General features: G+C 58.8%; 19 protein-coding genes. 7 read left to right on the top strand and 12 right to left on the bottom strand.

Annotated elements, in window-relative coordinates:
* Positions 1-15: 15 nt before the first annotated feature.
* The 4 genes from ACQQ2Q_RS12700 to puuD form a co-directional block, all read right to left on the bottom strand.
* Complete coding sequence (locus tag ACQQ2Q_RS12700; protein WP_428187425.1) at positions 16-498, bottom strand: hypothetical protein; 483 nt, start codon at positions 496-498, stop codon at positions 16-18.
* A gap of 94 nt (positions 499-592) precedes the next feature.
* The gene (locus ACQQ2Q_RS12695) at positions 593-1171 is read right to left on the bottom strand and encodes a TetR/AcrR family transcriptional regulator (RefSeq protein WP_428187424.1); all 579 of its coding nucleotides are present in this window, start codon (positions 1169-1171) and stop codon (positions 593-595) included.
* A 252-nt stretch (positions 1172-1423) separates the two neighbouring features.
* Positions 1424-2728: a guanine deaminase gene (gene guaD / locus ACQQ2Q_RS12690; protein ID WP_428187423.1), complete on the bottom strand. Its 1305-nt coding sequence runs from the start codon at positions 2726-2728 to the stop codon at positions 1424-1426.
* Entirely contained in the window at positions 2725-3963 is a 1239-nt protein-coding gene (puuD, locus tag ACQQ2Q_RS12685) for a urate hydroxylase PuuD (RefSeq protein ID WP_428187422.1), read from the bottom strand. The genes guaD and puuD overlap by 4 nt, the downstream gene beginning before the upstream one ends.
* A gap of 230 nt (positions 3964-4193) precedes the next feature.
* On the opposite strand from puuD, the gene ACQQ2Q_RS12680 reads away from it, so the two are divergent.
* Entirely contained in the window at positions 4194-4532 is a 339-nt protein-coding gene (locus tag ACQQ2Q_RS12680; protein WP_428187421.1) for a hypothetical protein, read from the top strand.
* 23 nt (positions 4533-4555) lie between these two features.
* Here ACQQ2Q_RS12680 and ACQQ2Q_RS12675 read toward each other — a convergent pair whose 3' ends face one another.
* The 6 genes from ACQQ2Q_RS12675 to ACQQ2Q_RS12650 form a co-directional block, all read right to left on the bottom strand.
* Complete coding sequence (locus ACQQ2Q_RS12675; RefSeq protein ID WP_428187420.1) at positions 4556-5464, bottom strand: LysR substrate-binding domain-containing protein; 909 nt, start codon at positions 5462-5464, stop codon at positions 4556-4558.
* 396 nt (positions 5465-5860) lie between these two features.
* Positions 5861-7441 (bottom strand): sulfotransferase, encoded by a 1581-nt coding sequence (locus ACQQ2Q_RS12670; protein WP_428187419.1) that lies wholly within the window; start codon positions 7439-7441, stop codon positions 5861-5863.
* 171 nt (positions 7442-7612) lie between these two features.
* Entirely contained in the window at positions 7613-8404 is a 792-nt protein-coding gene (gene xdhC / locus ACQQ2Q_RS12665) for a xanthine dehydrogenase accessory protein XdhC (RefSeq protein ID WP_428187418.1), read from the bottom strand.
* Positions 8405-8408: 4 nt separating this feature from the next.
* Positions 8409-10772 (bottom strand): xanthine dehydrogenase molybdopterin binding subunit, encoded by a 2364-nt coding sequence (xdhB, locus tag ACQQ2Q_RS12660; RefSeq protein WP_428187514.1) that lies wholly within the window; start codon positions 10770-10772, stop codon positions 8409-8411.
* Positions 10772-12241, bottom strand: coding sequence for a xanthine dehydrogenase small subunit (gene xdhA, locus ACQQ2Q_RS12655; RefSeq protein ID WP_428187417.1), 1470 nt, complete (start codon positions 12239-12241; stop codon positions 10772-10774). The genes xdhB and xdhA overlap by 1 nt, the downstream gene beginning before the upstream one ends.
* Before the next feature lie 57 nt (positions 12242-12298).
* Positions 12299-13072 (bottom strand): 3-hydroxybutyrate dehydrogenase, encoded by a 774-nt coding sequence (locus tag ACQQ2Q_RS12650; RefSeq protein ID WP_428187416.1) that lies wholly within the window; start codon positions 13070-13072, stop codon positions 12299-12301.
* Positions 13073-13290: 218 nt separating this feature from the next.
* Here ACQQ2Q_RS12650 and ACQQ2Q_RS12645 point away from each other — a divergent pair, with 218 nt between their 5' ends.
* On the top strand, positions 13291-14367 hold the full coding sequence (locus ACQQ2Q_RS12645) for an LLM class flavin-dependent oxidoreductase (RefSeq protein ID WP_428187415.1): 1077 nt from the start codon (positions 13291-13293) through the stop codon (positions 14365-14367).
* A gap of 28 nt (positions 14368-14395) precedes the next feature.
* The gene (gene map / locus ACQQ2Q_RS12640) at positions 14396-15145 is read left to right on the top strand and encodes a type I methionyl aminopeptidase (protein WP_428187414.1); all 750 of its coding nucleotides are present in this window, start codon (positions 14396-14398) and stop codon (positions 15143-15145) included.
* 122 nt (positions 15146-15267) lie between these two features.
* Here the strand turns inward: map and ACQQ2Q_RS12635 are convergent, their stop codons facing one another.
* Positions 15268-15498 carry a hypothetical protein gene (locus tag ACQQ2Q_RS12635; protein WP_428187413.1) on the bottom strand — a complete coding sequence of 77 codons (231 nt, stop codon included), beginning with the start codon at positions 15496-15498 and terminating at the stop codon, positions 15268-15270.
* 157 nt (positions 15499-15655) lie between these two features.
* Between ACQQ2Q_RS12635 and ACQQ2Q_RS12630 the strand changes: the two genes are divergently transcribed.
* Both ACQQ2Q_RS12630 and sbmA read left to right on the top strand, forming a co-directional pair.
* Positions 15656-16840 carry a YbfB/YjiJ family MFS transporter gene (locus ACQQ2Q_RS12630; RefSeq protein ID WP_428187412.1) on the top strand — a complete coding sequence of 395 codons (1185 nt, stop codon included), beginning with the start codon at positions 15656-15658 and terminating at the stop codon, positions 16838-16840.
* Between the two features lie 218 nt (positions 16841-17058).
* Positions 17059-18306 (top strand): peptide antibiotic transporter SbmA, encoded by a 1248-nt coding sequence (gene sbmA / locus ACQQ2Q_RS12625; RefSeq protein ID WP_428187411.1) that lies wholly within the window; start codon positions 17059-17061, stop codon positions 18304-18306.
* Between the two features lie 63 nt (positions 18307-18369).
* On the opposite strand, the gene ACQQ2Q_RS12620 is transcribed toward sbmA, so the two are convergent.
* Complete coding sequence (locus ACQQ2Q_RS12620; RefSeq protein ID WP_428187410.1) at positions 18370-19362, bottom strand: polysaccharide deacetylase; 993 nt, start codon at positions 19360-19362, stop codon at positions 18370-18372.
* A 125-nt stretch (positions 19363-19487) separates the two neighbouring features.
* Here ACQQ2Q_RS12620 and ACQQ2Q_RS12615 point away from each other — a divergent pair, with 125 nt between their 5' ends.
* Positions 19488-20075 carry an NnrU family protein gene (locus ACQQ2Q_RS12615; protein WP_428187409.1) on the top strand — a complete coding sequence of 196 codons (588 nt, stop codon included), beginning with the start codon at positions 19488-19490 and terminating at the stop codon, positions 20073-20075.
* A gap of 102 nt (positions 20076-20177) precedes the next feature.
* Positions 20178-20849, top strand: coding sequence for a tetratricopeptide repeat protein (locus ACQQ2Q_RS12610; RefSeq protein ID WP_428187408.1), 672 nt, complete (start codon positions 20178-20180; stop codon positions 20847-20849).
* Positions 20850-20857 lie beyond the last annotated feature (8 nt).

The raw sequence follows: 20857 nt of genomic DNA, 5'->3' as shown, positions 1-20857 counted from the left end.
GCTGCGCATTTTCCTTCAGCCTGCGCGGTTCTGGCGCCAAATTACGACAAGCTGGACCGACAGGCCGACCACGAGCGCAACAAAAAGAAGCGCCTGCACACCGATCAGCAGTGGTGCGTCAAGGCTGGTGACGAAGGGATGACCGTCCGGAACGCGACGCAGTGTCTCGCTGACTGCAGGCACCATCAGGAGGAAGACGGTCAGGCTCAGACAGATCGTTTCGATATAGCGTCGTGCACCACCGAGGACGGTCAGCCGACCGACGCCATAACCTGCCAACAGGAATACAAGAGTGGCAATACCGATCACATAACTGATCTGCTGGTGGGCCACGAGAAAGACCGTGAGGGCGCCGATCAGCATGCAAATGAAATAGACGGCGCCGGGACGGGTTTGCGGGGTGATACTACCGCGGGTTGCCAGCATGTATAGGGCGGCAGGTATGGCGGGCAGACTGGAAAGGGTGTGAACCCAGCCGAGGGGTGAGATTCCGAACATGGAGATTTCCTTTGACGTGGTGTTGGAGGGCTAAATATATCTATCTACTAGTTGGTAGGCACATTGGGTAAATTGTACGGCGGAGCTGGGATGCTCAAGAACCGAGGCGTTGCAAGGTCGGCTGAATGATGGACGCGAATGTTGCGGGATCTCCATAGGCACGTGCCGACAACATGGCGCCATGGACGGTTGCCATAAAGCCGTCGGCTTCCACGGCTGGTGGCGCTGACAGGTGGAACTCTCCCTGGTCGGCCCCCGTTGACAGGACCGCGGTCAACCAGGCGGACAAGGTTTGAAAATGCGTGCGAACCTCCAGCGCCACATCTTCGGGCAACATGGTCATTTGTCCGGCCAACAGGGCGCAGAGGCAGAACGATGCTGTGTCGTCGAGAATGCAGGCCTCCCAATAGCCGGCATAGGCGCGCAGCCTTGCTGCGGGTGAGGCGATGGCACTGTCGAGACCCGCAAGGCCGGCTTCTGCTTCCTGGCGGTAGCGATTGACGAGCGTCCGCACAAGGTCGGATTTCGCCGGAAAATGATGGTGGATACTGGCTTTACGGATGCCGACAACGGCAGCGATATCGGCATAGCTGAAACCGTTATAGCCGCCGGCGATGACCAGCGAGCGCGTGCAGTCCAGAATTTGATCGGCAGTGGTACGAAGATTGCTCATTCAGTTCGATTACCTACTAGTAGGTAGATTGTCAATCTCGGCTATAGCATGTGGTGCCGATACGCTAAGGACGGTATGCATTCTGCGATTGACTGGACCGTTCATGGTCGCATGCCACTGCGATGGCCACATATTCGGCTGCGACCGGCGATCCAGCTTACGACGTGGGAAGCGCCATAACGCCGAACCTGTGCCTGCCGACCGTCAGTGACATTGCCAACGTGCAAAGCGCCATGTTGGCGGTGAGGTTCATCACATGGGCTTGCTTGCCGTTCCCGCTACATAGGTTTCGACCACAGCCCGGTCGTCGCCAAGGGTTTGCAGAAGAAAGAGCTCTTCTGCGAGTGTTGTCACGGTCTCCATGCGCAAGGCCATGGCTGGCGTCGAGGCTGCGTTGAGGACAACAAGATCCGCATCTGTTCCGGGTTCCAGTGTGCCGATGCGGTCTTGAAGGGAGAGTGCCTCGGCATTGCCCAGGGTCATCATGTGGAAGCTTTCCAGCGGGTTGAGCCGTTCGCCCAGCAACTGCTGGATCTTGTAGGCTTCATCCATTGTTTTGAGCATGGAATAGCTTGAACCACCGCCGACATCAGATGCGACAGCCATGCGGACCGGCTTTTCGCGGTTTTGAAACTTGCGCATCGGAAACAGGCCGGAGCCGAGGAACAGGTTGGATGTGGGGCAATGGACGGCGATGGCTCCGGCATCGCTCATGGCATCGGCTTCGCGATCGGACAGGTGGATGGCGTGACCGAAAAGCGCCTTTTCCCGCAAAAGGCCGTAGCGAGCATAGACGTCCGTATAGTCCTTAGCATCCGGATAAAGCTCGCAGGTATAGGTGATCTCGTCGAGATTTTCCGACAGATGGGTCTGAATGTGGAGATTGGGATATTCGCGCGCCAGCGTTGCGGCTGCTTCCATCTGTTCCGGCGTGGAGGTGATCGCAAACCGTGGGGTGATGGCCACGTGATTGCGGCCCTTGCCATGCCATTGTTCGATCACCGCCCGGGTTTCGTCGTAACCCATTTGCGGGGTGTCGAGCAGACCCTGGGGCGCGTTCCTGTCCATCATCACCTTGCCGGCAATCATGCAGGTGCCGCGCTTCAGGCTTTCGGCAAAGAAGGCGTCTGCGGAGGCCTTGTGCACCGAGCAATAGGCGGCGGCCGTGGTGGTGCCGTTGCGCAGCAGTTCGTCGAAGAAATGCGTGGCGATGCGGGCCGCATGGGCGCTTTCGACGAAGCGGCATTCCTCCGGGAAGGTATAGGTGTTCAGCCATTCCAGCAGGTTGGCTGCATAGGATGCAATGACCTGCATTTGCGGGAAATGGACGTGGGCATCGATAAGGCCCGGCATGACCAGGTGCGGGCGGTGGTCTATTTCCGTGCAGTCTGCTGGCGCCCTGGCTTTGATGTCCGCAAAGGTGCCGCAGGCGGAGATCAGGCCATCTTCGATCAACAGTCCGCCATCGTCTTCATAGAAATAGGATGCGCTGTCATCGATGGACTGCGGTGCGCGCTTGAAGGACAGAAGTCGGGCGCGAATCAGAAGGGGTGTCATTGGATCTCTTTGTCTTCGGCGACAGCGCTTTCGAACCAGGCGGTCAACAATGCCCGCTCCTGCGGCGTCACCTCGGTAATGTTGCCGGGCGGCATAGCATGGCTGCGTCCAGCCTGGATATAGATCTCACGGGCATGGGCGGCGATCTCCGCATCTGTTTCGAGCATGACATTCTTGGGTGGGCGTATCACGCCTTCCCAGACCGGTTCTGCCGCATGGCACATGGAACAGCGCGACAGGACCACATCACGGGCCGCATCGAAGTGGATATTCTGGGCAAAGCGCTGGTTGACCGGTGCCACCGACAGTTCATCCTCGTGCGCTTCTTTCGGCACCGTGGACAACCAGGCGATGACGATGAAGATCAGGACGGTTGCAAGCCAGGTCCATGTAGGGCGGCCCTTGCGGGCATGGGTGGTGTTGAACCAGTGCCGGATGGTGACGCCCATGAGGAAGACGAGCGCTGCGATGATCCAGCTATAGGCGGTGGCGAAAGCCAGCGGATAATGGTTCGACAGCATGAAGAAGATGACCGGCAGCGTCAGGTAGTTGTTGTGAAGCGAACGCTGCTTGGCGATGCGGCCATATTCGGGATCGGGCGTGCGACCGGCCTTGAGGTCTGCCACCACGATCTTCTGGTTGGGAATAATGATGAAGAAGACATTGGCCGACATGATGGTGGCCGTGAAGGCACCCAGATGCAGGAAGGCGGCGCGACCGGTGAAAATCTGCATATAGCCCCAGCCCATGGCGACCAAAACGCCATAGAGAATGACCATCAGCCCCCAGGTATTGCGGCCGACAGGCGATTTGCACAGCAGGTCATAGACAATCCAGCCGACGGCCAGGGACGCCATCGAAAGGCCTATGGCCTGCCATTGGCTGATATCCAGGACATGGCGGTCGATCAGGAAGAGATCTGCGCCTCCGTAATAGACGACCGCCAGCATGGCAAAGCCGGACATCCAGGTGAAATAGCTTTCCCATTTGAACCAGGTCAGGTGTTCCGGCATCGAGGCGGGCGCCACGAGATATTTCTGGACGTGATAGAAGCCGCCGCCATGGACCTGCCATTCCTCACCGGAAACACCTGCAGGCATGTGATCTCGTTTGACGAGACCGAGGTCGAGCGCGATGAAATAGAAAGACGATCCGATCCAGGCAATGGCCGTGATGACGTGCAGCCAGCGGACCGCGAAGGCCAACCATTCCCAGGCAATGGCGTATTCGTACATGCAGTGTCCCTTTCTAATCCCCGCCCTCCACATTGCAAAAACTGGGGGAGGAAGGGAAGGGCGAGATCAGCTGTGAGGGCGATTTATCGTGTTTTTTGCAGTGCAATAAAATGTCCCCCATTTCATGCGATAGGACGTATATGACGAATATGTTACGATCATCCCGCAGGGCCGCCGGAGGAAGGTGGTTTGCGTAGCACCGGCGGCTGATCTCGAATGGAGAACAGCTCATGCGCATTATCCTCCCAAGCGTATTGTTTGCGTCCGCGTTTCCATTGAGTGTACTGGCCCATGATGCCGCCTCTGGCTGGCGGTATGAGGCCTATTGTTGCAACGGCAATAACCATACGGGGGATTGCCAGATGATCCCGTCCAGCAGTGTGAAGATTATCGGCGGCGGTTATCGTGTGCAGATCGAGGCCGGTGAACACAGACTTGTCACGCGCGAGCATATCTACCAGTTCCCCCAGACGACCGCGCGACGCTCGCAGGACAGCGAGTATCACTTATGCCTCTATCCGGATGAAAATACCCCGCGTTGTTTCTATGCGCCGGATATGGCCTTTTGAAAGATGCGTTCCGTCGGGCCTGATCATGGCGTCGGTATCGGCCAATCGACGCTTGCCGTCGCCATGATCCAGTCAAGGAACGCCTTGATCTTGGGTGTCCTTCCCCGATGTTCGGGATAGACGACCCAACAGTCGTTGCCGTCATTGCAGGAGAGGTCGAACGGCTGTACCAGGCGGCCGGCTGCAACTTCTTCCGCATAATAGGCAGGCGTCAGAATGGCGACGCCTTGTCCCGCCATGGCTGCGTTTGCCTCGTAGGATTGCACGCCGAGTTGGCTTCGGGGGTGCTTTTTCAGATCTGCATCCGGCACACCTGCCGCGTCGAACCACATGCGCCACCAGGGATCACCGGGATCGATGATCCGCAGTTTCAAGAGGTCGGACGGGTGCTCGATACCACCGATCGTCTCGGCCAGCTTCGGGCTGAGCATGGGCGTGAAGGCTCCACGCAGAAGCAGGTGGCTGGTGAGACCCGGCCATTCTCCCTTTCCGATGCGGATTGCGACGTCCGCCTCCACCCGCGAGAAGTCGATGATGGACTGCGTCGTATCCAGACGCACGGCCAGATTTGCATGCTGCATCTGAAATGTGCCAATCCTGCGCGCCAGCCATTGCGATGTAATGGTCATGGGCGCGTTGATGGTGAGTGTGTCATTGGCGTCTTGCCGCAAGGATCCAACCGCCTCCGTCAATGTGCCAAACCCTTCCGTCACCTTGGGCGCCAGCTTTCGGCCCGCGTCTGTCAGGGTCACCTGACGTGGGCGGCGTAAAAACAGAGACTGGCCAAGGGTCTCTTCCAGCAGCTTGATCTGATAGCTCACCGCCGTCTGCGTGAGCCCCAATTCCTCGCCGGCCTTCGTAAAGCTTAAATGTCTTGCTGCCGCCTCAAACACGCGCAAGCCGTTGAGCGGAAAGTTTCTCGACATTTTCATGGATGAGTCCTCTTGATCCATGCAGATGATATACTCGTTGGAATATCCCTATGATTCAGCGCTATCTCATCCACGATAGATGAATTGCACAGTCCTATAGGGAAGGGAAGACGGTTATGATCATGTCATTGCCGAAGGCCGTGTTGCGCCTGCTCCAGCGCGCAGTTGCGGCTATTGCACACCGGTGCCTGTCCAAGCGTCCCGACATTTTGATGTCGGACGACCAGCGCAGGGATATAGGTCTTCTGGATGGCCGTCGGCGGCATAGCGCGGACGAGCGCCGCGGTGTTTCACGATACCCGGCACCGTTCGAAGAGCGGCGGTGGTTTCTATGATTGCGGCTTCAGTGCTCCAGCAGTGGCAAATCCCGTGCGGCACTCGCGCCTGCTTCGAGAATCAATTCCAGTGATGGTCAGGATCGATGCGCGCTTCCCGAAGGGTCGCCTCCAAGGGAGCCAGGAAGGGTCTGAACATTTCCGTCCGGCGATCCTTCGAGCGGTCGAGACCCTCACGTACGCGGGCCGCCGACAGAGTCTTTACCGCGCGGTTGGTGCGCTCGAACGACAGGCAGGTGTCAGACCATTCAAGGCTGCAGAACTCGAGGAGGCGGCGTGTTTGCCCTTCCTGGTCCTGCTTTAGTGCCGTCAGATCGAAATGCAGGATGTGATCTTCTCCCAGCACATTTGTCCAGTGCTGCATCAACTGGACATGGGCGGCATAATAGCGACCCAGTTCCTGCTGCTCATAGGCATAGCGATTGCCTTCGGAGCCGAAGAGGCTGGCATAGATCGACATGCAGTTTTCAATGGGCGGGCGGGTGCAGTGGATGATCCGTGCGTTTGGAAAGAGCGTCTTGATGATACCGATCCAGCGAAAATTGAGCGGCATCTTGTCGGTGAAGCGCGGTTTGCCGCCGGCGACCTGTCTCAGTGCCGTAAGATAGCGGTCTGCCATGATGCTTGCTTTAGGTGCATGCGGTTCGAACCCGTCGAGCATTAATCGAGGGTGCCTGGGATCTGCCAGGTACTCAACCACCAGTTCGGTCAATTCCGCTCGTTCTCCGCCGCCATGAACGCAGGGGTGGCTGGCAAGTATTTGTTCTGCAAGCGAGGTGCCGGATCGTGGCATGCCGACAATAAAGATCGGCGATTGCTGGTCGTCCCGTGGCGGCGCTTGAAAATAGGCGGCATCGAAGTGGGATTGCAGCGCCGCAAACAGCGCTTCCTCGATTTGAGGGTCATGACGAAAGCTCAATCGGCACACCTGATTGCCGCGCTCAAGGGCCGCAAAGGCCAGATCAGGGTTGTCAGACCTTTCATGGGCGCGGAACAGGGCGAAGAGGAGCATGGCGCAGTCCGTTGCATCCGAGGTCTTTTTCGCCAGCCGTTCCGTCTCGGCAATCCAGGTCGCATCCGGTTGGAAATCCGGGCCGTGGGCAAGATTGTATCGCGCTTCCGCATCAGCCGGCTGCTGCGTCAGCAGATGCAGCCAAAGGCAACGTGCGCCGGGGCCATCGCCCTTGTCGCGAAGCAGTGTGGCGAGCATTCTGAGGATAACAGGATCGTTTGGTGCCTGTTCCAGGCCAGAGCGGAGGATCGTTTCTGCTTCCTCATCTCGTTCCAGATCCAGCAGAATGCGGCCTAGATTGGTCAGCACCGACGCGTTTTCAGGGGCCAGTTCCGAGGCCTGCCGCATGGCACGAAGGGCGAGCTGGGGCTTGCCGCACTGGTGGAGTGTCGTGCCGAGCAGGAAGAATAGTTCTGCGTTCAACGGATCTAGTTCCGTTGCCTCCAACAGATGCCTGGCTGCGGTATCATAGTCGCGCCGGGCGCGGCACAGGATGGCTGTCTGCAACAGTTGTCCAGACCGTTGCTTGGACGTCAGCTCCGGTTTCGTCCTGCTGGTGTCTGAGGTCTGGCCGTTGGCGAGTTCGTTCAAAAGGGCGAGAGCCGCGACCGGACGACTTGCGTGATTCATCGTTTTCTCCTTCCCGTTTGGACGTTCGAGAGCTTCAGGGTCACATGGAGGTGGCACCGCGAAGTGCTTAAGCCATGGTTGCATGGACATTCAGCCTCACACTGGTCGTTCTGGCTTGTCCGGGCCTTTCGCGCGGGCATGCAGGTCGCAGCCGTTGGGGACAATCGCAGTTCAGCGCGCGAGCGCTGCCATCAGTTCAGCGGCAACCATGGCCGCGATCACGGCCGGCCGCTTGTCCCTCACCGTTTTGCCGCCGATCGGGAGTATCAGTTGCTCCAGCCTGGCTTCGGGTACGCCCTCCCGGGCAAGCCAAGAGGCAAAGGTGGCGCGCTTTGTGGTCGAGCCTATCATGCCGACATAGGTAAGGTCTTCCCGGGCCAGCGCCTCGTTGGCGATCAGGAAGTCCAGCGCATGGTCGTGGGTGAGGATGATTGCCGCACCGCCCGCGCCAATTGACGCTACTTCGGCTTCGGGCATGGCAATATGGCGAAGATTGACGCCGGCGGGAAGCGTTTCTGCAATGGGGCGGGTCTCCACAATGGTCACACGGACGGGCAGGGGCGCCAGTGCCTGCGCCAATGCCAACCCAACATGGCCGGCACCGAACAGGAAAACATCGGGGTCCTCTTCGCGCTTTGCCAGATCCTTGGCCACAAGCCTCGCCGCCGCCAGCATGTCCACGCGCTCAAACGAAAGCGCCACCCTGCCGCCACAGCATTGGCCGATCTCGGGACCGAGCGGGATATCGAGTTCCAGCGGCTTGTCCTCTCCGCGCAGCAAAGCCTGGGCATGGTCGATTGCCATGAACTCCAGCTGCCCACCGCCAATGGTGCCAAAGCAGGCCTCTTCCGCCACCAGCATGAAGGCGCCTGCTTCCCGCGGCGTGGATCCCTTGGCGCCGATAATCTCGACGAGGACGGTATCGGGGTGCGTCGACAGGAAGGTCGGGAGCGTGTTCGCCATCCTTTCAGGCACCGCTTGCGTTCCGCAATCGCTCCACGGCCATCAATATCCGCTCGGGAGTTGCCGGAGTGTCCAGCTTCGGGCAGATCTTGTAATCGGCGACACTGGCGACGGACATGGATAGGGCTTCCAGCACTGAAATTGCCAGCATGAAGGGTGGTTCGCCGACGGCCTTGGAGCGGCCGATGGTGGGTTCGGCATTTTCAGACCAGGTCGCGAGCTTCGTGTTGAAGATCTTCGGGCGGTCGGAGGCAAGCGGGATCTTGTAGGTGGACGGCGCGTGGGTGCGCAGGCGACCCTTGTCGTCCCACCACAATTCTTCCGTTGTCAGCCAGCCCATGCCCTGCACGAACCCACCTTCGATCTGGCCTATATCGATGGCTGGATTGAGCGACTTGCCGGCATCGTGGAGAATGTCGGTGCGGTCGATCAGATATTCTCCCGTCAGCGTGTCGATCGAGACTTCCGTACAGGCGGCGCCATAGGCGAAATAATAGAAGGGCGTTCCCCGTCCGGCGGCGCGGTCCCAATGGATTTTCGGCGTCTTGTAAAAGCCCGCAGCAGACAGCTGGACGCGGGCGAAATAGGCCTTGTTGATGAAATCCGGGAAGGGAATTTCTTCCTCGCCGACGCGCACGCGGTTGGGCATGAATTCGACCTCGTCCGGCGGCACCTGGTAGTGCCTGACGGCAAAGGCCAGAAGCCGTTCCTTGATCTGGCGCGCAGCATCATAGGCGGCCATGCCGTTGAGATCAGAGCCCGAGGAGGCGGCCGTTGCCGAGGTGTTCGGCACCTTGGCCGTGGTGGTCGCGGTGATCTTGACCTTGTCGATATCGACCTGAAAGCAATCGGCGATCACCTGGGCCACCTTGATATACAGGCCCTGACCCATTTCCGTGCCGCCATGGTTCAGGTGGATCGATCCATCCTGATAGACATGGACCAGGGCGCCGGCCTGATTGAAGGCAGTCATGGTGAAGGAAATGCCGAATTTGACCGGCGTGAGTGCAATGCCCTTCTTGATCACCGGGCTCGTCTTGTTGAACGCGATGATCTCCCGACGGCGGGACTGGTAGTCGCAGGAGGTTTCGAGTTCATCGACGACGCGGGCGATGATGTTGTCGTCCACTGCCTGATGATAGGGGGTGATGTCGCGCCCCGAACCGGCTTCGCCATAGAAATTCAGCTTGCGGATTTCGAGAGGGTCCTTGCCGACAGCATAGGCGATTTCCTCGATGATCCGTTCTCCACCCACCATGCCTTGAGGACCACCGAAGCCGCGATAGGCCGTGTTGGAAACCGTATGGGTTTTAAGCGGTTCAGAGGTGAGCCTCACATGGGGGAAGAAATAGCTTGAATCCGCATGAAACAAGGCGCGGTCCGTCACGGGGCCAGAGAGATCGGCGGAGTAACCGCAGCGGGCGGCGAAATTGGCATCCACCGCGTGAATACGACCCGCGCTATCGAAGGCGACATCGTAATCAACGACGAAATCGTGACGCTTGCCCGTCATCGTCATGTCCTCGTCCCGGTCGGGGCGGAATTTGACAGCGCGGTTCAGTTTCTTGGCTGCAATCGCGGCAAGGGCTGCAAACTGGTTGCCTTGCGTTTCCTTGCCGCCGAAGCCGCCCCCCATGCGCCTGACATTGACGGTGATGGCGTTGGAGGCAATGCCGAGCACATGGCCCACCATATGCTGGATCTCGGAGGGGTGCTGTGTGGAGGACCAGACGGTGACGTCGTCATCCTCGCCCGGCACGGCCATGGCGATGTGGCTTTCGAGGTAGAAATGTTCCTGACCACCGATCACCATCCGGCCTTTCAGGCGATGGTCGGAGCTATCCAGTTCGGTTAACGGATCACCGCGCTTCAGAACCATTCCAGGTGTCACCAGCGGCGATCCGTTGGTCTTTGCGCCTTTCACATCCGTCCAGAAGGGCAGGTCGGCATATTGGATCTTTGCGAGGCGCGCAGCGCGCCGTGCGGCGTCCCGCGTTTCGGCAACCACGGCAAACATCACCTGACCGTGAAATTCGACCTTCTTGTCGGCCAGCAGCGGTTCATCGTGATGGGTTCCCGAGGCGATGTCATTGACGCCGGGAACATCTTTCGATGTCAGCACGCAGACAACACCCGGAGCGCTTTCGACATCGGACAGATCCATCGAGACGATCTCTGCATGAACCCGATCTGACATGCCGATGGCACCATGCAACAGGCCGGCCGGTTCGGGAATGTCGTCGATATATTCCGCGGTGCCGGCGACGTGCTTATGCGCTGAATCATGAGCGCGCGCTGCATGCATGGGGCCTTTGATATCCGTGGCGGCGGTAAAGGCGGCCTTGTCGATTATGGGGCTCTTGTCCATCATGCCTCCTCCAGCGCAAAACGCTGCAATTCCTGGCCTTGGCCCGAGGTTTCCAGGAAGAACCGGGTGAGCAGGTTCTTGGCTGTCAGCGTTCGGTACTGGGCGGTGGCGCGCCAGTCGGTGAGCGGTCGATAATCCTCCTCAAAGGCTGTTCGTGCTGCGTCGACAGTGGCTTGGGTCCAGGACTGTCCGATCAAGGCGGCTTCCACGGCTTTCGCGCGTTTCGGTGTCGCGGCCATCCCCCCGAACGCGATGCGGATGGTGTCGACAGTGCCCTCGTCATTAAGCCCAAGAAGGAATGCACCGCAGAGTGCGGAGATATCCTCGTCGCGGCGCTTGGAGATTTTGTAGGCCGCGTAGTGAAGTTTGGCAGCGGGCCTTGGAACGAAGACGCTTTCGACGAATTCGCCCTCTTTCCTGTCCTGCTTGCCGTAATCGATGAAATAATCTTCGAGCGCGATCGTTCGGCTGCCGGCCTTGCTGCGCAAGGTCACTCTCGCATCCAATGCAATAAGGGCAGGCGGCGTGTCGCCGATGGGGGAGCCGTTGGCGATGTTGCCGCCGATGGTGCCCATATTGCGCACCTGTTGTCCGCCGATGCGGTCGATCAGGCGGCCGATGGCTGGGATTTCGCGGCCCAGTGTCGCAAATGCCTGCGCATAGGTGACGCCAGCGCCGATGGTGATGCCCTCTTGCGAAACAGTCGTCGTTTGCAGTTCCGGGAGATGATTGACGAAGACAACAGGATCGATGTCACGCATCTGCTTGGTGACCCAGAGACCGACATCGGTTGCTCCGGCCACAATTGTCGCCTTTGGTTGTTGAGCGAGTATCTCGGCCAGGTCATCAACCGATCCGGGCACGACGAGCCGTCCGCCATTGCTGTTCATGGTGATGGTTCGTCCGTCTGACAGGGACCAGAGGCGCGCGCTTATATCGGCACGGTCGCGCTCAATCGGATCGAAGAGCGAAGACGGACGCTGGGCTGCCACCTGTTCGGCGGCCTTGACGATCGGCTCGTAGCCGGTGCAGCGACAGAGATTGCCTTGCAAAGCGCGTTCGATATCGGCGCGAGACGGGCTGCTGGCCGTCAGCCACAAACCGTAGAGCGACATGACAATGCCCGGCGTGCAGAAACCGCATTGTGACCCGTGCTGGTCAACCATGGCCTGCTGGACCGGGTGAAGTGTGCCGTCCTTTGCGGCCAGATGCTCAACCGTCACCACATGGGTCGCATTCAAGGAGCCGACAAAACGGATGCAGGCATTGACGGTTTCATAGCAGAGCTTGCCATCGGCAAGGCGTCCGACCAGCACGGTACAGGCGCCGCAATCGCCCTCCGCGCAACCCTCCTTGGTGCCGGTCAACCGGCGTCGCAGCCTGAGGAAGTCCAGCAGCGTTTCCGTCGATCCGACATCGGTGAGTGCGATGTCCTCGCCATTCAAAATGAAACGGATGCTGTCACTCATGCCCTTGCCTCTTCTCCGCCCGGATGGCGGGGTCTTTTTCGCATTGTCTTAATCAGTCTACTGTGCGGTCCAGCCGCCATCAATCGAGATATGCGTGCCGGTAATCTGCCGGGCGGCGTCGCTTGCCAGGAACAGCGCTGTGGCCGCCACTTCATCTATGGAGACGAATTCCTTGGTGGCCTGCAGTCGCAGCATGACGTCCGATTTGACTTCGGCCTCGGATATGCCGCGGGCCTTGGCGGTGTCCGGAATCTGCTTTTCGACCAGCGGTGTCAGTACATAACCCGGACAGATGGCGTTTACGGTGATGCCGAATTCGGCAAGCTCGAGGGCGGCACTTTTGGTCAGACCCATGATGCCGTGCTTTGCTGCCACATAGGCCGCCTTGTAGGGAGAGGCGACAAGCGCATGGGCGGATGCGATATTGATAATGCGACCGGACTTCTTCGCCTTCATCGCCGGGATCGCTGCTTTCATCGTGTGAAAGGAACTGGTCAGATTGATGGCAATGATGGCATCCCATTTGTCGGTGGGAAAGTCTTCGACCGGTGCCACATGCTGGATTCCGGCATTGTTGACGAGGATGTCGACCATCCCGAATTCGGCGGCGGCTTCCGCCATCATGTCGGCGATCTCGTCCGGCTTCGTCATATCTGCGCTATGGTAGAGAGCGCGGCCTCCGCCGCTTTCCAGACCCTTGCGGATCTCTTCGATCTGGCTTCGATCGCCAAAACCGTTGATCATCACGTTGGCGCCGTCTGCTGCAAAGGCCCTTGCTATGCCAAGCCCTATACCGCTGGTCGAACCGGTGACGACGACTGTTTTTGGCATGTGATCTGTTCCCCCCGAAACTGGAGCGCTGTGTTGCGCCGCAATAGACTGGGAGGTTAAGCGGAAACGGGTTTCCGGCGCAATCCGGTATTTGGCCTCGTCACGGGCATAACGCAGTTGCCGAAAGATCCAGTGACGCACTGTTTCCGTATCCGGCCTTTGCGGTGGAGGGCTGCTGCACTATCTGTTTGCAAAGCTTTCACAGACGAGGAAACCCCATGGAACTTGGCCTTTACACCTTCGCAGATGTCGACCCGGACGCGCCCAACAAGGGCGCAGAGGCCAAGCGGCGCATGGACGAGTTGATGGCGGAGATCGAGCTTGCCGACCAGGTGGGGCTCGATGTGTTCGGCCTTGGCGAGCATCACCGGCCTGACTACATGGCCTCGTCTCCCGCGACCATTCTGGCAGCCGCTGCCGTCAAGACCAAGAATATCCGGCTCACCAGCGCCGTAAGCGTGCTGTCATCGGATGATCCGGTGCGTGTGTTCCAGCAATATGCGACGGTCGATCTGTTGTCGGGCGGTCGTGCTGAAATCATGGCCGGTCGCGGATCGTTCATCGAGAGCTTCCCGCTGTTTGGCTATGAACTCGACGATTACGACAAGCTGTTTGACGAAAAGCTCAAACTGTTGATGGAGCTGCGCGACAATGAGACCGTGACATGGTCTGGCGAAACGCGGGCACCGATCCCAGGTCTTCCAGTCTATCCACGACCTTTTCAGGATCCGCTGCCGCTGTGGATTGCCGTAGGTGGCACACCCAATTCGGTCGCGCGGGCTGCCTATTTCGGCCTGCCTCTGGCGCTTGCAATCATTGGCGGCGAGCCACGTCGCTTTGCGCCGCTGTTCGAGCTCTATCGCAAGACGGCTGAAAAGGTGGGACGCGATCCGGCGACCTTGAAGACCTCGATCAATGTGCACGGCTTTGTGGCCGACACGACCGAGCAGGCCGCCGACATTTTCTACGAGCCCCAGGCTGCCGTGATGAACCGGATCGGTCGCGAACGCGGCTTTCAGGGCATGACGCGGGCGCATTTCGATATGCAGCGCGGACCCCATGGCGCGATCTTCGTCGGCGATCCGGAAACGCTGGCCGAAAAGATCATCGCTCATCACGGCATCTTCCAGAACGACCGTTTCCTGATCCAGATGGCCATAGGCCTGATGCCGCACAAGGAACTGATGCGGGCCATCGAGCTGTTCGGCACCAAAGTGGCGCCGATTGTCAGAAAGGCGTTGACCGAGAAGGCAAAGAACGCGAAAGCGGGCGCCGACGAAAAACAGACCGGGTGAGGCCAAGTCTCATCCGGACGGGAAAACCATGATTGTAAAGACTGACGACGAACTGCAGAAGCTCAAGGAGATCGGACGGCTGTGCGGGCTTGCCATCAAGACGATGAGCGAGGCACTGAAGCCGGGGATCACCACGCTTGAGCTCGATCAGATCGGTCGCAAGCTGCTGGAAGACAATGGCGCACGCTCGGCGCCGGAGCTTTGTTACGAGTTTCCCGGCGCGACCTGTATCAGTGTGAATGAGGAAGTGGCGCACGGCATTCCCGGCGACCGGGTGATCGGTGCCGGCGATATCGTCAATATCGATGTGTCAGCCGAGAAAGACGGCGTGTTCGCCGATGCTGGCGCGTCCTTTGCCGTGCCGCCAACCACATCCAAGATGGAGCGCCTGTTGCGCGATGGCAAACGGGCCATGTGGGTCGGTATCAACCAGGTGAAAACCGGTCAGCCGCTTGCCAGTATCGGAAATTCCATCGGCACCTTCGCCAGGAAGAACCGCTACACGCTGATTTCCAATCTCGCCAGCCATGGCGTTGGCTATTCGCTGCACGAGGAGCCGAAGGAACTGGCCACATGGCCCGATCCCGACGAGACCCGGATCATGGAGGAGGGGCTTGTCTTCACCATCGAACCGTTCCTGTCGATCGGCGGTCAATGGGCGGAAGATGGTGACGATCCCTGGACGCTCTATTCCAGTCCCAAGGCACCAACCGTGCAGTTCGAGCACACGGTGGTTGTGACCCGCAACGGCCCGCTGGTCGTAACCATGGTGGACTGAGACAGGCGCGGTTTGCCACCGAGTTGAAACTCGGCCTCTGTTATTCCGAATGACGGTGCAGCATGCCACCCCCGCTTCGACTGAGAGTCAAAGGCGGGGAAAGTGGTCAGCGCGCCAATAGGTCAGTCCGTGAAAGTGACGGTGATGCCTTTCTTGCGGAAGTAGGACTGCATCATCTTGCGACCCTGGCGGTTTGGCACGGCCAGTTTCTTTGTTTCGAACACAGCTTCCCGGACACCTTCGCGAGCCATGGCGGCTTTCAGTGCTGCCACATGGGCGTCGATATCTTCGTTGTCATTGTTGATCGAGACGTAGATGGCGTCGGTTGCCTGCTGCACGGTCAGGTCGCTCATGGGATGCTCCTTTGAATTTTTCCCCTCCAGTAGCGGATTTTGCGCCAAGAACAAGTCATCAACGGCTCGCTCCATCGCCGATGCTCTTCAGTCGCATGAATGGCGGCATCAGAATTTATGATTTGTCAGTCTGAGGACCGGGTGCGATATCCCGGCCATGACGATCATCAAAACGGGCGGCACTGGACTGGTTGGCACCGCGCTTGCGGGTGCCGTGGCGATGGCATCCGCCATGGGTTTCGGACGTTTTGTATTCACCCCTATTCTTCCGGGCATGATGGCCGATCTGCCGCTGTCATCGGCAGAGGCAGGGCTGATTGCCGCTGGGAATTTCGTCGGCTATCTGGCTGGTGCCATTCTCGCAGCCTATGGCTGGGCGGCGGGCCGCGAACGATTGGTGGGGCTATTGGCGCTGCTTGTCAGTTCGTTCATGCTGGCGGCCATGGGGGTCACCAGCAGCGTGGTGGTTTTTATCGCCATCCGGTTCGTGGCCGGTATCGCCAGCGCCTTTGCCATGATCTTCATTTCGTCGATTGTCCTCGCGCATGCGGCAGCGCGTGGCAGTGAACATGCGCAAGCCACGCATTTCGGCGGTGTCGGCATGGGCATCGCGCTGTCTTCCCTGATGGTGTTCGTCACAGCGCTTCACGGCGGTGGCGATCCTGGCCTCTGGCGCACCGATTGGCTTTATGGTGCCGGTATCACGATCTTGCTGCTGTTGTTTGTGTGGCGTTACCTTCCGCATGCACCGCATATTCCGTCGGGCGTGGTTCGCGAGCCACCGCTCGTCTGGCGTCTGCCATTGGTCCTCGTTACGCTTTCTTACGGTGTCTTCGGCTTTGGCTATGTCATCACCGCCACCTTTATCGTCACCATGGCGCGTATGGGCGACGCCGGGCCGACGGTCGAGTTCCTGACCTGGTTCCTGACCGGTATCGCTGCTGCCATCTCGCTGTTTGTGTGGCGTCCTGTGATGCTCCGGATCGGGCTGGCTGGCGCCTATATCACCGGCCTCCTGGTGGAAGCTGCGGGTGTGATGTCGACAGTCGTTCTTCCCGCATCGATGGCACCGATGATCGGGGGCACAGCACTTGGCGCGACCTTCGTGATGATCACGGCCTATGGTCTTCGAATCGGGCGGCGTCTGGCGCCTGAAAGTCCCCGCCGGGCGCTTGCCTTCATGACAGCGTCCTTCGGTGTCGGTCAGATCGTCGGGCCGCTTGTGGCTGGATGGGTGGCGCAGGCGACCGGTGGATTTACAGTTGCGACTGTGCTTGCAGCGGTTGCACTATGTCTGTGCGTGCTGCTGGTTGTCCCGGTCTACAGGCGGTTGGCCGACTGATACCCCCTGATATGCGGCATTCCACGGTGCAAACGATCGCCGAGCGTTCGTTCAAACTCCGCGCGTGCACACGCAAAAAGCGCGGATGACATTACAATGTTGCAAGGTTGGATTGTTGCCATTGCTGGCGAATAAATTCTGCCTTAGTTTCACGGCACTCAAGAAGTTTGACAGGGCTTGCCCTGTCTTCGCCGCTCTTGCATGAAAGTGCCCTGCCTGTGTTTCAATCATTCTTCCCAAAGCCGAAACTGTTCTTTTCCTCAGCCGCGATTTGGACGTTGCTGTCTGTTCTCATCTGGTTTTTCTACGGAGATCAGATGGGGACCGCGCTGGGCATGCCGCCACTGGGTGCGGATGAAGCCCCGTCCATCAGTCTGGGCTTCTTCGTCACGCGGGATTATCTCTGGTTCTATCTCTACGCTCTCGTCTGGACCGTGAGTTTCGGCCTGTTCTGGCAGTTTTATGCCAAGGACCAACCCTGGCGTACATGGTCGATCTGGGGCTCGGCCTTTATCATTTTCACCACCTATTTCGGTGTCCAGGTGTCCGTTGCCATCAACAACTGGCGGCGGCCATTCGGCGACCTGTTGCAGAATGCCCTTACCGGCAAGGAAGGCATTACGGCGCAGAACTTCTACGACCTGATGGTGTTGTTCATGGGGATCGCCTTCCTGAACGTGATCGTCTTTGTCGTCGTTCGCTTCTTCGTCAGTCACTATGTCTTCCGCTGGCGCACCGCGATGAACAATTACTACATGTCTCAGTGGCAGCGCGTTCGCTATATCGAAGGTGCATCACAGCGTGTGCAGGAAGACACGATGCGTTTTGCATCGACCTTCGAGGGACTTGGTGTGTCTTTGATCGATGCGCTGATGACCCTGATTGCGTTCCTGCCGATCCTGTTTTCGCTGTCGCAATACGTCACCGATCTACCGATCCTGGGTGCCATTCCACATAGCCTGTTCTGGCTTGCACTTGTGTGGTCAGTGTTCGGTACGGGGCTGCTCGCCGTCGTCGGCATCAAACTTCCGGGCCTTGAGTTCAAGAACCAGCGGGTGGAAGCGGCCTATCGTAAAGAGCTCGTCTACGGGGAGGATAATGCTGACCGCGCCCAGCCGATGACGGTGCGTGAATTGTACAGCCATGTGCGCACGAATTATTTCCGCCTTTATTTCCACTATCTCTACTTCAACTTCGCACGTTCGTTCTATGGACAGGCGGACAATCTGTTTCTGCTGTTCTTCCTCGTGCCGACGATCGTGGCGGTAAAGATCACCTATGGTATCTACCAGCAGATCGCGACGGCTTTCGGTCAGGTGTCCAACTCGTTCCAGTATCTGGTCAATGTGTGGCCAACGGTGGTGGAGCTGATGTCGATCTACAAACGTCTTCGTGCTTTCGAAGCGGCAATCGACAACGAGCCGCTGCCGGATCTCGATCAGGAATATCTGGAGAAGGGCGAGTAAGCGTTTCGCTTTGTCCACTTTTGAACATGGAAGATCCCGGCGTCCTGGCGTCGGGATTTTTCGTTACTGGCTGACGCTCTTTGGCTCCTGCCGTTCCGCATTGACGGACTGCATGGCCTCGGAATAACTCACACAGGCTACATCTTTGATGCCGCAGACCTCGCTCACGATACGGTCGAGGGCCCGCCAATAGGCCCCGGCGTTCATTTCGACGAAGTGGAAGCCGAGCTGGAGTGGGATGCGGTCGCCGTCATACTGTTCGTCGAAGGCTGCGCGGAAGGCCTGATAGGCGCGCTCCTCAAACTCTCTGGTGCGGGATGGATTGTCCATTCCGGCGGAGTGGCGAACGAACAGATTGTAGTCCATGCCGATAATGCGGCGTTGCTTCGGTCCCTCGAGAATGAGGGGCAGGCCGAAGGCGGTCAGTCCTTTTTCCATGTCCGGCAATTGCGGTCCGTTGGTGACGAGACTGGCGTCGAAGGTAAAGCCGGCTTCGCGTTCGGCTGCGTGCAGGCTGTCGCTGGTGGAGAGATAGGGTGCGCGAAAGCCTTTGATGCCGTGCGTTGCAAAGTCGCGCCAGCCTTCCGGTTCCTTGTTCGCGATGCCGGCTGTCTGCCAGGCGTTCAGAACCACATCATCGAAGCTGCGCATTTCCTTCAGCCAATCGGCCTTGGTCCAGTCTTTGCCGTCGAAATGACCGCAGCCGTGGCTGGCGATTTCGTGGCCTTGCAGATGGGCGTTCCAGATATGCTCGAGGCGCGTGCGCACGTCTTCGGTTGACACGGCAAAGCCGACATTGGAGCGTCCGGCCTTCATGCCGGGCGCCTTGTAGGCGGTGCCCTGTTGGCGCGTCATCAGGTTTGTGCAGGAGAGGAAATAGGTGAAGTGGGCACCGCTTGCCTTTGCCATGGCAAGGCTCTTGCCCCACAGCTTGTTGTCGCCAGCACCATCGAAGGAAATCAGCACCAGCTGTTTCTGCGGGTCGGCAGCTTTCGTGGCATGCGGCGAAGCGATGCTGAGCGCAAGGACGGAGAGGGCGTAGAGAGAACGCGACATGGGCACCTCGTAATGTTTGGCGGCCTCGGTGCCACTGAATTGCGGCCAAGCTTTGAAACGGCTGGAAATTTACCTCCGGGCGCTTTATGCCAAGCCTTGGAAACCTGACCCAGGGGCGAGGACAAATGGCCATTCTCATTATCGGTGTTTTGATGTTTATCGGAACGCATTCATTGCGCAGTTTTGCACCGGGTGCGCGCACCTCGATGATTGCCAAGCTCGGCGTGCAAGGCTGGCGCGCCGTCTATTCGCTCGTCAGCATCGTGTCGATTGCGGTTATCGTCTACGGCTACAGCCAGGCGCCGACCGTCAATCTGTGGTTCCCGCCGGTCTGGACAGCGCATATCGCCTTGACCCTGATGCTGTTTGCCATGGTCTGTCTTGTGGCGGCAGTTTTGCCGGCCGGCCATATCGCCACCAAGACCAAGCATCCCATGGTGCTATCCATCAAGATCTGGGCAACCGCCCACCTGCTTGCCAATGGCGATCTGGCCTCGGTCATCCTGTTCGGTGCTTTCCTGGCATGGGGCGTCTTCATGCGCATCACCCTGAAGCGCCGTCAGCGCGCCGGAGAGATCACGCTCAGGCCCTTCGTTTCCACGCGTTATGACCTGCTTGCACTCGTTCTCGGCGTCGTCGTCTGGCTTGCTTTCATCCTCAAGCTGCATGAATTGTTATTCAACGTCGCGCCATTGCCGGCGATGAGTCTCTAAATATAGGCGCTTTTAGCGCTAGCCCCCTTACAACCGGCTGGATTTGTCGCTAGAAGGCCGTTTCGATCTCAAAATACTGCAGGCGGCCAGCCGGAGAATGACATGGTAGATGAAAACGACAGCTTTATCCGTGAAGTGAATGAGGAACTCCGTTCCGATCAGGTCAAGGATGTATGGCGCCGTTTTGGCAAGATCATCATCGGTCTCGCTTTGCTGATCGTTGTCGGCACTGCCGGTTATCGCGGTTATGAGTATTGGCTGAATACTCAGGCCTCCGGTTCCGGCGACCGCTTTCTGGCGGCGCTCAAGCTTTCCAAGGACGGCAAGAATGACGAGGCGCTGGCCGCGCTCGAAGCTCTTGAGAAGGATGGTCACGGGTCCTATCCGGTGCTTGCCCAAATGCGCGCTGCCACCATTCAGGCGCAACAGGGCCATACCGATGCAGCGGTCAGCGGCTTTGACGCCATTGCCAAGGATACGTCTGCCCCGGATGCCATCCGCGATGTGGCACGTCTCCGTTCTGCATGGCTGCTCATTGACAGCGGTGACTATGACCGGGTCTCAGCCGAAGTCGAAGTCATGGCTGTGCCTGAAAATCCGATGCGTCATTCGGCGCGCGAAGCCCTTGGGCTTACCGCCTACAAGGCCGGTGAATTTGGCCGTGCGCGCGAATGGTTCGAACAAATTACAGAAGACCCGGAAACGCCGGGTAATGTCCGCAGCCGCGCGCAGATGCTGCTGGACGACATCATTGCATCCCAGGGCGCCTCGTAAGCGCTTGC

Source organism: Agrobacterium sp. ES01, from assembly GCF_050320885.1.
In the GTDB taxonomy this organism is placed as follows: domain Bacteria; phylum Pseudomonadota; class Alphaproteobacteria; order Rhizobiales; family Rhizobiaceae; genus Allorhizobium.
The sequence above is the reverse complement of the archived record's forward strand: the minus strand, read 5'-3'. Positions and strand labels throughout refer to the sequence as shown.